Origin of the sequence: Pseudorhodobacter turbinis, assembly GCF_005234135.1 — a bacterium.
GTDB lineage: Bacteria > Pseudomonadota > Alphaproteobacteria > Rhodobacterales > Rhodobacteraceae > Pseudorhodobacter > Pseudorhodobacter turbinis.
The window spans coordinates 1,475,634-1,487,178 of record NZ_CP039964.1 but is presented as its reverse complement, the minus strand read 5'-3'; the positions used below and the strand labels follow the sequence as shown (position 1 = coordinate 1,487,178).

At 55.8% G+C, this 11,545-nt stretch carries 16 protein-coding genes; 11 read left to right on the top strand and 5 right to left on the bottom strand.

All coding sequences use genetic code 11. The annotated features are described in order from the left end of the window. Positions 1-144: 144 nt before the first annotated feature. The 5 genes from EOK75_RS07160 to EOK75_RS07145 all read right to left on the bottom strand — a co-directional run bounded on the left by EOK75_RS07160 (position 145) and on the right by EOK75_RS07145 (position 2,784). Entirely contained in the window at positions 145-816 is a 672-nt protein-coding gene (locus EOK75_RS07160; RefSeq protein WP_137193214.1) for a TVP38/TMEM64 family protein, read from the bottom strand. Position 817: 1 nt separating this feature from the next. Continuing rightward, complete coding sequence (locus EOK75_RS07155) at positions 818-1,204, bottom strand: DUF302 domain-containing protein (RefSeq protein ID WP_137193213.1); 387 nt, start codon at positions 1,202-1,204, stop codon at positions 818-820. Between the two features lie 300 nt (positions 1,205-1,504). Then, on the bottom strand, positions 1,505-1,990 hold the full coding sequence (locus EOK75_RS07150; RefSeq protein WP_137193212.1) for a DUF305 domain-containing protein: 486 nt from the start codon (positions 1,988-1,990) through the stop codon (positions 1,505-1,507). 101 nt (positions 1,991-2,091) lie between these two features. After that, on the bottom strand, positions 2,092-2,208 hold the full coding sequence (locus EOK75_RS21940; RefSeq protein WP_476705431.1) for an SHOCT domain-containing protein: 117 nt from the start codon (positions 2,206-2,208) through the stop codon (positions 2,092-2,094). Between the two features lie 75 nt (positions 2,209-2,283). Beyond that, positions 2,284-2,784: an EF-hand domain-containing protein gene (locus EOK75_RS07145; protein WP_137193211.1), complete on the bottom strand. Its 501-nt coding sequence runs from the start codon at positions 2,782-2,784 to the stop codon at positions 2,284-2,286. A gap of 185 nt (positions 2,785-2,969) precedes the next feature. On the opposite strand from EOK75_RS07145, the gene EOK75_RS07140 reads away from it, so the two are divergent. The 11 genes from EOK75_RS07140 to EOK75_RS07090 all read left to right on the top strand — a co-directional run bounded on the left by EOK75_RS07140 (position 2,970) and on the right by EOK75_RS07090 (position 11,487). Then, positions 2,970-3,692, top strand: a complete 723-nt coding sequence (locus EOK75_RS07140; protein ID WP_137193210.1) for a response regulator — start codon at positions 2,970-2,972, stop codon at positions 3,690-3,692. Continuing rightward, positions 3,689-5,125: an ATP-binding protein gene (locus EOK75_RS07135; RefSeq protein WP_240793940.1), complete on the top strand. Its 1,437-nt coding sequence runs from the start codon at positions 3,689-3,691 to the stop codon at positions 5,123-5,125. The genes EOK75_RS07140 and EOK75_RS07135 overlap by 4 nt, the downstream gene beginning before the upstream one ends. A gap of 254 nt (positions 5,126-5,379) precedes the next feature. Continuing rightward, complete coding sequence (locus EOK75_RS07130) at positions 5,380-5,901, top strand: TlpA family protein disulfide reductase (protein ID WP_137193209.1); 522 nt, start codon at positions 5,380-5,382, stop codon at positions 5,899-5,901. A gap of 25 nt (positions 5,902-5,926) precedes the next feature. Next, entirely contained in the window at positions 5,927-6,370 is a 444-nt protein-coding gene (locus tag EOK75_RS07125) for a YqaA family protein (RefSeq protein ID WP_137193208.1), read from the top strand. 482 nt (positions 6,371-6,852) lie between these two features. Beyond that, positions 6,853-7,428, top strand: a complete 576-nt coding sequence (locus EOK75_RS07120) for a L,D-transpeptidase (protein WP_137194322.1) — start codon at positions 6,853-6,855, stop codon at positions 7,426-7,428. Between the two features lie 153 nt (positions 7,429-7,581). Beyond that, positions 7,582-8,103, top strand: a complete 522-nt coding sequence (locus EOK75_RS07115) for a L,D-transpeptidase (protein WP_240794042.1) — start codon at positions 7,582-7,584, stop codon at positions 8,101-8,103. A 32-nt stretch (positions 8,104-8,135) separates the two neighbouring features. Then, positions 8,136-8,465, top strand: a complete 330-nt coding sequence (locus tag EOK75_RS07110; protein WP_137193206.1) for a hypothetical protein — start codon at positions 8,136-8,138, stop codon at positions 8,463-8,465. 509 nt (positions 8,466-8,974) lie between these two features. Then, positions 8,975-9,628 (top strand): c-type cytochrome, encoded by a 654-nt coding sequence (locus EOK75_RS07105; protein WP_137193205.1) that lies wholly within the window; start codon positions 8,975-8,977, stop codon positions 9,626-9,628. After that, positions 9,591-10,604 (top strand): c-type cytochrome, encoded by a 1,014-nt coding sequence (locus tag EOK75_RS07100; RefSeq protein WP_205965442.1) that lies wholly within the window; start codon positions 9,591-9,593, stop codon positions 10,602-10,604. Before EOK75_RS07105 ends, EOK75_RS07100 begins: the two co-directional genes overlap by 38 nt. Continuing rightward, entirely contained in the window at positions 10,594-11,022 is a 429-nt protein-coding gene (locus EOK75_RS07095; RefSeq protein ID WP_137193204.1) for a hypothetical protein, read from the top strand. The genes EOK75_RS07100 and EOK75_RS07095 overlap by 11 nt, the downstream gene beginning before the upstream one ends. 9 nt (positions 11,023-11,031) lie before the next feature. After that, entirely contained in the window at positions 11,032-11,487 is a 456-nt protein-coding gene (locus EOK75_RS07090; protein WP_137193203.1) for a hypothetical protein, read from the top strand. Positions 11,488-11,545 lie beyond the last annotated feature (58 nt).

Below are 11,545 nucleotides of genomic sequence, written 5' to 3'. Positions count from 1 at the left end.
ATGCTTTCCTTAAGTCTCATCGCGTCAACAATCGGGGTCGTGTCGCGAAGGTGGTGGATCGGCGGAGCGTTGTCAGGATCATCCGGCGAATAGCGGCCCAAAGCGGGTCATTCGCGTGTTATCGCCGTGACATGATCTTCTTCATCAGGCTTCCTTCTTTGCTTGTTGTCTTGTCGCAATCCAGAGTAAGGGCAATCCGGTGATCAGGCCGAGACCCAGAACTGCCCAAGTGGCCCGGCCAAAGTCTCCGCTGACCGCCTCGACGCCGAAATGTGCGAGGGCGAAACTCGCCGGAACGATGCCAGCCAGCGTTGCAAGGGCGAAACGCCAGGCATGTAAGCGGCTGAGCCCCGCCGCGTAGCTGATGATGTCGAAGGACACGAAAGGCATCAGGCGGCTGGCAAATACGGTTCCGGTCAGCGCGTTCTGCGACCCAAGCAACCCCGCATCGACCGAGGTGCCGAAAACCCGCCGCAAGACATCATGCCCCAGAACCCGTGCGAGGCCGAACGCAATCAGCGCCCCCAGCTCGGCACCGATCACTACTTGAATGGTGCCCCAGACATGCCCGTACGCAGCCCCCGCGGCCAGAGCAATCGGCGCGCTGGGAATGGGGCTGGCGACCACCGCGACGGCCACGAGCCCGATAATCAGCAACGGGCCCCAAATACCCGCCCGTGCAACCAGCGCTTCAAGCGCTTCGCGGTCCAGAAGCATCCGGGCATCAACCAGCACCGATGGCGCAAACCACCACAGCCCAAGCCCGGCCAGCCCGAGACCTGCAATAGTCATGAGTATACCGGTGCGCAGGCCCATCTCAAATCGCTGCGACGGCTTTAGCCAATAGGTCGCGAACTTGGCCCGCGACGGCATTCAGTTCGGCATTATCGATCGCTTGCATCGAGGCCACCGGATCAATTGCACTGACCTCGACGCCGCCATCGACCTCGCGCAGGATCACATTGCACGGCAGCATCGCGCCCACACGCGGCTCAATCGCGATGGCCTCATGGGCCATTTTCGGATTGCACGCACCGAGGATGCGATAGGCAGGCATCTCAACATCCAGCTTCTTTTTCATTGTTGCTTTGACGTCGATCTCGGTCAGGATACCAAAACCCTTGTCGCTCAATGCAGCGCGGGTCCGGGCATCGATGGCGTCAATATCGGCGTCCACTATCAGGCGGTTGATCGTGTAGTCCATTGTCGTTCCTTTCGGTTCATTTGCGCAGGTATTTGACCAGCGCTGCGATCACAAGCCCGACCAGAACGATGCACAAGATCGCCCCGATCCAGCCGATGCCCATGCCGTAACCCATACTATAGCCGTTCATCATCGTTCCTTCACAAAGTTAACTTGAAGGGTGCCGAAGAGACGATGTGCCATTTGGCTCCCAAAGCGTTGACGCGGATCAGTTAACGAATGCAGAGTCAGGATAAGCGCGAAAACCCTTCGCCTGCCTTCGTTTCCATCAGCGACCTCGACCTCCATTCTTTAGCGCTATCATTCAACATCAGCGCGGGGTGTGCCCGCAGGAGCCTCGCCGTTTGCCTCGATGTCGATGATGTATCTTTTCATCTCAGCGATTTCGCTCCGTTGTGCCTCAATGATCGCGTCAGCCAGTGCGCGAACCCTGGGATCCGAGATCTCAGCGCGCTCGCTGGTCAGGATAGCGATCGAATGATGCGGGATCATCGCCCGCATCCAGGCGAGGTCGTCGACCGTCTCTTGGCTTCGCACAAGCCAGAGCGACAGGGTGAAGGCTACCGCCGCACCTGCGAAGATCGCGAAATTGACTCTTTGGTTGGAATACATGCCCAGCATGAACGCGAGCATGATGACTGCCATCGCCGCACCCATATACATCGCCATCCACATCCGCGTCTGCGAAAAAAAGATGTGGTCCAGTGCGTAGGTGTTCAGATACATCAAGCCAAACATCACGACCGTTGACGTCGCTATCATCGCAAAGAAGCGTCCATAGGTCATCGTTTACTCCTTTTCAAATGAGGTGTCTGGGTAAACTATGTTCGGGCGGCGAAGGTTCCGAAATCCAAGACACTTCCGGCTTTTCCAGCCTAGAGAAGCCCTTACTTGCGAAGGTATTTAACCAGCGCTGCAATAGCGAGACCGACCAGAACGAGGATGACGATCATCCAGAGCCAGCCAAAACCCATCCCCACACCCATACCATATCCGTTCATCATTGTTGCCTCCTGATCGTTGATACGTTTACCCCTGCCAAACGATGTAGATGCCGTTTGGCAGGGGAGCGGCATGCGTCAGTTGTTGCCCATCATGCCCTTGCCCGGCATGCCATCTGGTTGACCGCTCATATGGCTTTGCATCATTGTAGCCATCGCTGACATTTCAGCTTCTGTTACTTGCGCGTCGCCGTCTGGATCGTGCATCTGGAAGGCTCGTACCGTCATTGGCCGGGTATGCGCCGCGTGCATTACGGCAAACTCCTCCAGCGATAATGTGCCATTGGCATCGGCATCATACGTCTTGATCTCGGCTTGAATACCTGCCGTCATTTCTTCGGCGCTGAGCGTTCCGTCCTTGTCGGCGTCAAACTTGGCCATGGCTTGGTTTTGGGCGCCGCCCATCATTGTGGCCATTCCGCCACCCATCATGCCCTCATGACCCCCCATCATACCCATGCCGCCAGCGATCTTCCCGCCATGATGCGCCTCGGCTTGCTGTGCGAACGCGGGTATTGCAGCGGTAGCAAGACCAAGGGCGGCAACGGCTGCAAGGACAAATTTGGTTGAGCGTCTCATTCTGTCTCTCCTAGACTGGTTTGTGATGAGTTCAATCTGGGGGGAAGGTGTCGCAGAGGTTTGTCAAGCAGACCGCCATTTTGTATCAATCTGTCGCAAGCAGCATTATCAACACGGTTTGCGACAATTTTCTGTGCGTGCGGTCTGCGAGTTCCGCTAGGGTCAGAGCATCAGGAGACTACGCAATGACTCAGCCGCCCCACATTCTAATCGTTGATGACCACCGCGAGATCCGCGATGCATTGGTGAAGTATCTCGGAAAGAATGGGATGCGCGCAACTGCTGCCACAGACGCAGTAGCGATGGATGCAGCAATGAAAGGTGGGCGGTTCGCCCTCATCGTGCTCGATGTGATGATGCCGGGCGAAGATGGTTTGTCAGTTTGTCGCCGTCTGCGCGCGCAAGGCAGCATCCCGATTCTGATGCTGACCGCCTTGGGCGATGAAACCGACCGCATTGTAGGGCTGGAGGTTGGCGCCGATGACTATCTGCCTAAGCCGTTCAATCCGCGCGAGTTGTTGGCCCGGATCAAGGCGATCCTGCGTCGGTCCGAACGGGTCGAGGTAGCAGGCGGGCGTTTGTCGGGGCACAGGCTGGCATTCGACCGTTGGGTGCTGGATACCGACCGCCGGACCCTGACCGATGTCGACGGTGCTGAAGTGGCGCTCACGACCGCCGAATTTCGTCTGCTGACGGCGTTTCTCGAACGCCCACGCTTCGTGCTCAGCCGCGAACAACTGCTCGATCTGACCTCGGGTCGCGCCGCACAGGTATTCGACCGCACCATCGACAACCAGATCAGCCGCCTGCGCCGCAAGATTGAGGTTGATCCCACCCAGCCCACATTGATTGCTACCGTTTGGGGTGGTGGTTACAGTTTTGCAGCCGATGTGAGTGAGATGCAGTGAGCCTTGTTTTTCCCATTCTGCGCCGATTGGTACCGCAATCCTTGGGGGGGCAACTTCTGACCATGTTGTTGCTGGCACTGGCCATTACGCAGGGGCTTGGTTTGTTGTTGTTGACGGATGAGCGTAACCGGGCCGTACGGGCGGCTTTGGGGTTGGAGGCCGCCGGTCGCGCAGCAAATGTGGTCCTGCTGCTGGACACTGCCCCGGCCGATCTGCGCCTGTCGATCCTGCGGGCTGCGGATTCGCCACTGGTCAGATTTTCAGTAGGGTCAGAGCCGGAAGCGCCCCACGACAGCGCCGACGCTGACTTTGTTCTGAACCAGATCCGTAAAACTCTCGGCGAACCGGAACGGGAAGTTCGGGCGGATGTCCATACCATCGCGCCAGCATCACTCCAAATGCCCGCCGCGATGCGTCCGATGCACGAGGCGATGATGGCGGGGCAAACCGATCCAATCGAGATGACACTGTCGATCCGTTTGGCGGGCGGCGATTGGCTAAACGTGCGTACCATGTTTCATCGACCTTCCTTACAGTTTTCACCGCAGGCCTTGTTGCCGCTTCTGCTGATGGTGGTGGCAGTCGTTCTTGTGGCCTGGTGGACCGCGCGGCGAGTTATTGGCCCGATGCGCGTCCTCGCTGTTGGTGCTGATCGGCTGGGTCGTGGGCTTGATACGGACCCACTGCCAATGACAGGGCCGTCGGAAGTGCGCGACACCACGCGCGCCTTCAACCTGATGAAAGACCGTCTGACTCGTTTCGTGAACGAGCGCACCCATATGCTTGCGGCCCTGAGCCATGATTTGCGTTCGCCCTTGACGGCGATGCGACTCCGGATCGAAATTCTGGACGAAACCGAAGATAGTATTCGGCTGAAGGCACTGGTTAACGAAATGCAGGCGATGGTGGAGGCCACGTTGGAATTTGCGCGTGGCGTCGCGCGCGCGGAATCCACCGCACTGGTTGACCTCGCCGCCCTGCTTGGCGAATTGGTGGATGATGTGGGCGGGAACAGGGCCATACTTGTCCCGTCACCACCGCTGTTCGCCACTATTCGGCCGCAAGCCCTGAACCGGGCGCTGCGCAACCTCATCGACAATGCTGTCCGGTATGGGGAGGTGGCGACGGTGGATTTGGTGGAAGAGTCGGGTCAGGCCGTCATCACCATTGCAGACAGGGGCGCGGGGTTGCCGGACGATCAACTAGAGGCTGTGTTTGAGCCTTATGTTAGGCTCGAAGGCTCACGCAGCCGCGACACTGGGGGCGTTGGTCTGGGTCTGGCTATTTCTCGAACCATCATTCAGGCGCATGGCGGGACGGTGATGCTCCGCAATCGGCCCGATGGCGGCCTGAATGCAATCGTTTACCTGCCCGTTGGTGAGGGGTTGCCCGAGTGCGCAGTCGTCGCAACCCCCAAACAATCACAAAACTGAAAGCCTATTATAATAGCGGAATTGATGGCACTGGGCGGCACGGCGATGCCTGACGGGAATGAAATGCCGCGGGTTTGCCATCGATACTACCAGTAACGCTCGGGACCGCGGAGGCTGACCAAGTGGATGCGCTACGGCCAAGAAATGACGCAATTTTCACTGGTATGATGATGCGGCTTGTGGTTTCTGCATGATGGCAAACCAATTGGCATCTCAGCATCGCCGGGCAGGCACTTTAGCCAAAGGATACCGCTATGAACAGACGTTCAGTTATGTTCGCAACCTTGGCTTTGGGTCTGACGGCCAAATCGGCGTCTGCGCGCCCGCCGTTCAAGCTGACTGGCAATCCGGCACCATTGTTATCGCCGCCGTTTCAGGATGCTAAAGGTCAAAAGCTTACGCTTTCCAATTTTGCGGGTCGCGTCGTGTTGCTGAACATCTGGGCGACATGGTGCCCTCCCTGCCGCGCAGAAATGCCCGCGCTCGATGCGTTGCAACGAAAACTCGGCGGCCCGGATTTTGAGGTGGTGCCAATCTCGATTGATCGGGGTGGGATCGACGTTGCACGCAGCTTTTACCGTGAGATCGGCATCCGAAACGTCGGGCTTTACTGGGGTGAGGATTTGCGGGTGCAGCTGGCGTTCGCCGCATATGGCCTGCCTACGACGCTTTTGATAAACCGCAGGGGGCAAGAGTTGAGCCGAGCCTTTGGTCCCAAAGCATGGGATGAATCCGCCGCAATCGCGCAAATAGCGCGCGTCATCGATGCGGGGTGATCGTGCTGCTTGACGGTGGGAGGAAATGACATTCCTTGCGGCTTGTGGGCTTTTGCTCTTGTCGGCATTTTTGTCGGCGACGCTTTTGCCCGGCTCGTCTGAAGCCGTCTTGATTGGGCTGCTTGCAAGTGGCACGGGGTCGCCCGCGCTGCTCATCACCGTGGCATCACTGGGCAATATCGCCGGATCCGCCGTCAACTGGGGAATGGGCAGATATTTACTCCATTTCAAGGACAGGCCTTGGTTTCCATTGAAAGACGCCACAAATGCGAAAGCCCAGGCTTGGTTCGCCCGCTACGGAACGTGGTCACTGTTGTTTGCTTGGGTGCCGGTGATCGGCGATCCGTTGACGCTGATCGCGGGTATCATGCAGGTGCAAATTGGTCGTTTTTTGCTACTTGTGGCAGTTGGCAAGGTGCTGCGGTATTCTCTCATTGTGATGACCTGGCAGCTCTGGGCGACGGTGTAGCAAGGGGTGCGTTATAGAATTTACCACCGAGGACTGAATCGGAGCTTTGTGGATCCCAATACCTGCCGCTTGTCGCGCGCAATTGTATCTTCCTACAGCGGCCGCGTTTCGTTCCGGCAGAAACATGTAAAGTGCAATTTCTGAGGTGAAAGCCTGTGAGACACGCATCTGATCTGCAATATCTTTTACGACTGTTTCTGCTTTTGTTGGTAGAGGGGTGTTCACCGATAAACACGCCTGCTTCACAGCCTAGTTTTCAAATTGCCTTCCGTCAAAGGATCATTGCAACCTATGTGCAGCACAGACGATTAGCATTATTATTACAAATCTCTTGAAGACAATGTGACATTCCTCATTGAAAATGATCCGTCGCAAAGTTGTGACTTGAAGGTGACGACTGCGTTGCGATTATTATTTGAATGAAAGGATTGTTCCCGCCTGCTCTGTTGCATGCGGAAAATCGAACAGAGGGGTTAGGTCGCATGAACCGCAGAGGGTTTATTACCGGAATTACAGCTATGTTGGGACTGGCTCGTCCGATTTCCGCCCATCAGCAAGCTGCCTTCGCCCTGCCTGGTGATTTTCTTCCGACACTGGTCAATGTGCCTTCAATCCTTGCGGCAGGTGAAATTCATGTCTTTCCAAACGAGTTTCGGCTTTTTTTAACACTCCCGAATTCGCGGGCTCTGCGCTACACCGTTGGTGTGGGCAAGCCGGGACTCTACCACTCAGGTCTGTTCACTGTCGGAGCAAAGCGGAAATGGCCTAGATGGAAGCCCACGCAGGCCATGATCAAGCGCAATCCGAATGCATATGCGCAATATGCTGACGGGATTCCGGGGGGCGAGGATAACCCCTTAGGAGCAAGGGCGCTCTACCTTTTTGACGCTGAAGGCCACGATACCTATCTGCGTATCCATGGAACCAATAAGCCTCGCACCATCGGCACCGCGGTCTCAAACGGCTGTGCGCGACTGACGAATGACCACGTCGCAGATCTTTATGAGCGAGTACCCGTCGGAGCGCCGGTATTCTTGTACGATCAAGTTGTGGTCTGACTGGGGTCGCCTGCGCGTTCACGGAGAGTTTAACCTAAATCCCTTGCGGTTCCAGCGCTGGAAGGTGCGATCAATCGGATAGACATAAACGGGAAGAGCATCCGAATGATACAGGTCCAAAGCAGGCGGTGTTTTCTTATGGGTTCTCTAGGGATGGGAGCAGCGCTGGTTGCTGGGCGCACGTCGGCGCAGGCACTTGGCGAAGACCCTGTCCGTAACAATATCTCGGCATTTAAGCTGGCGAGTTGGCGCGATCATTTTGACAGCTTGAAAGGGGGCGTGATCCTTTCCGATACAAGCGCGCGGGTCGTGCAGTTCTGGTCAGAAGACGAAAGCATCTACAAGATATACCCTTCAAGCGTGCCGCTGAGCGAAGACCTGACACGGCTGGGCTACACGGAGGTCATTCTCAAAGTTGAAGGCCCAAGCTGGGCGCCAACACCAGCAATGCGGCTGCGCAATCCAGAATGGCCTGCCTTCGTGCCGCCTGGACCTGAGAACCCTTTAGGCACTCATGCGCTTTATCTTTCTTGGCAATACTACCGGATTCACGGCACGCATGACACGCGCAAAATTGGGCGGCGCTCGTCTAACGGCTGCATTGGCCTGTATAACGAACATATTTCGGAACTATTTGGCTATGCAAAAATAGGTACTCAAGTTAAATTAATCTGAAATAATAAAGAACCAGAACGGGCAAAGCAGGCATGAAGATCACGAACGTCGCTGGGGTTACCTCGGCCGCGGCCCATGTTGGGGCAGCGGGCAGGATCTATGCGCGTTCCCACCTGGACAAGTTTCCGGTTCAAACGGCTGAAACTGCGTTAAGGACGCTGCATACAGCGTTGGCCGATGCAAAGTTAATTGCGAGCGCTTCATCAAAAGTGATCGCAGACAAGACTTATTGTGAACGCGTTTGCGTGTCAGGTGACGGGACAAATACGATCAAGCAGGATGAGATCACGCCGCACCAGGTCAAAAAAACTTATAGGCTTTCAGATCATGGCTATACCGCCGTTTTTGTTGCGATGCAATAGGTCACTCGTCGGCATCACTGGTCATTCGCACCCATGATACCATCGGCGAAAAAGTTGACAGATGGCGAAATAGTGGCCGAAATCGGCTGCGCCCGCAAATTGGACAGTAAAGCCGGGATTGTGTGATGCGTAGCGAAGGGTGGTTCATCGGTTTAGCACGAAAGGCGGGCAGCTTGCTGTCAATGCTTTTTGTAATTTTTACGCTAGTTTTGTCGCCGATTACAGTTGCCGGGGCGCATGACGCTCCTCATCAAACGACTTCGGTTACGACCGTTGCGCAATCGCAGATTCCTGTAAATTGTCATAGATACGCGTCTTGCTCGGTTTATGTTGTACCGTCGAATATGTCGCATTTGGCCGCAGAGGCATTGCATTGTCTGAGATTTTTGCGGTCCGAAGCCATTTTATTGACGGGCTTGAATCCTGTGTTTGATACGCCTCCTCCTCGCGTCTGACGTTGTTCCATTTGGGCCATAGGTCCGACAAAGCAGCAATCAGACAGGTGAAGAATGTTCAAAAACAAAATATTGGGCGCAATAGCCCTATCGTCGCTTGGGGCAGCGGCATTGGCGCATAACGGGGCCACCGGCGTTGTGATGGAGCGCATGACGGGAATGTCCGCCATGCGGGACGTCATGAAAAGTTTGGCTCCTATTATGCAGGGGCAGGTCCCCTATGATGAATGGACGGTTCGCGATGCAGCGAGCGTTCTGCAAAGCCATGCGGGCGACAACATGGCGCGTTTATTCCCTAAAGAGCCAATCCCGGCATCCTCCTATGCCAAACCCGAGATTTGGAGCGAGTGGGGGCGCTTCGAAACCTTATCGGAGGAATTGCGTCTCTATGCGGAAGGTTTGGATATCGCCGCAGCCAATGGGCTCAATGTGCCTGCGCCTGTTGCCGTTCCAGATGTGCCGACCGCTGAAATCGTGGATATGGACGTCGTCACAATGCCGGAGGACATGCCGCCTCCTGCGTTTACAGTTGAAGAACTGATGGGTCTTGTTTCGCGCGCAGACAAGTCTCCCCCCACGATCGCCGCCGCAAAAGGCTATGGCCAATTCACGGCGATCGACTTCAAGTTGATGGCCGCAGATGACGTGTTCGAGCGGATCAGCCAGACCTGTGCATCATGTCATTCACTTTTTCGGAAGGGTAACTGATATGCGCGGTCTCATACGTGCGGTTTTCGCTTTTGGTGCGGCCGGATTTGTCGGCATTGCCATTATTGCGAGGTGGTCCATTGCTGAACCGGTCCATCTGGGCATGCAGGCTGGCGATGTATATCGAGGGGCCTATCTCGCGCGGTCTTCTGGTTGCATCGCTTGCCACACTAACACCGCGATGGGTGGTGCGGCTTTGGCAGGGGGAGCGCCACTTGACACGCCGTTTGGTAGTTTTGTGCCTCCGAACATTACCCCCGATCCTGTCAACGGGATTGGAAACTGGACGCTGGATCAGTTTGCAGTGGCCTTGCGGCAAGGGGTGCGTCCGGATGGCAAAGCCTATTATCCGGCGTTTCCCTATGAGTTCTATGCCGATCTGTCGGATCAGGATGTCGCTGATCTTTGGGCCGCCTTCCAGTCTGTGCCCACTGTGCAGGGGGCCGCTGCCGAAAGTGACATCAGCTTCCCATTCAATCTGAGGTGGGGTCTGAAACTGTGGCGCGCGGCATACATGTCACCCGTAAAGATCTCACCGGTTATGGGGCAAAGCCTGATGTGGAACCGAGGGCAGGAATTGGTTACAGGCGTCGCGCATTGTGCGGCCTGTCATACTGGACGGAACGTGTTGGGTGGCCTGAAGGAGAGTGAAGCGCTCGCAGGAAATGACAATCTGCCGGGCGGAAGCAAAGCCCCGCCGATCCGTGGGGCTGAGCTATGGGCCAAAGGATGGACGGTGGCCAACATGGCCTACGCCCTGCGCACTGGCATAATGCCTGACGGCGATGTCTTCGGAGGCAGTATGGCAGAAGTCGTCCATGCTGGAACTTCATTTTTGAATGATGCCGATCGCAATGCAATAGCCACTTTTTTACTCAATGAATCCGACGCCCCGACCGCTGTCGACACACCTGTCGCTGACGCGGGTATGGCAGGAATGGTTCACACATCAGGGATGCAAATGAATGATAATTAAAGCTGTCTGCGCCCTTATCGGGCTACCCGTACTTGCACTCGTGGGGCTGTTTGTATGGGGTGGGCTTCGCTCTGGGCCGGCCCCTCTGTCTGAAAGTGATGCGCTCATACCTGCCGCCATTCTTTCAGAACAACTCTCGGATGGCATGATCGAAGCGCAAGTTTATGTTTTGGGCAACCTTGGTTACCGCATCGAGATTCAGTTCTCGCCGAGTTTCACCTCGAATATCTCATCCACCATGCCACCAGAAGTAAGCTTGTCGATGGAGTCTATGCACATGGATGGGCTCAACCAACCACTTGAACTTGTGGGCAACGGGGCATGGCAAGGCCAGGGCGAGGTGCCAATGGCAGGCATGTGGATCGTGAACGTTGGCTACGGCGATGAGTTCGCCGAAGTACATTTCGCAGCGCGGTAGGAGGCGGACATGTGGAATAGTTATCAACTTTCAATATACCTTGACCGCGTCTATCCGCATAAAATTGTGCGTGGAGTACTGGTTGCAGGACTCAGTTTTGCCGTGATGGGAACAATTACAGCGGTCTGGCACAATCCGTTTTTTACACGAATGACGCCGACAGCAGGATGGGAGCTTCCCTACCTTTTCATCTTTGCCAGCATGGCGGGTATATACGTAGCTATTCGGCAGCCGAAGTGCTCAACCAAGAAAGCTGGAATAGGAAGCATTGCGTCGTTTCTCGGGATCGCCTGCCCGACTTGCAACAAAGTCCTTATGTTGATCTTTGGCGGTGAAGCACTGATGCGTTGGTTTGATCCTATCCGACCGTGGGTTACGGCTGTCGGCCTGATTTTACTGTTCCTAGCCATCCGAACTGAATGGCGTAAACGCAACGGCTCGCGTTCAATTATTGGAGGAAACTGATGCGCCGCTCTGTTCAGGCCACAGAACTTAGCCAGAAACGTATAACCAGACGCGCGCT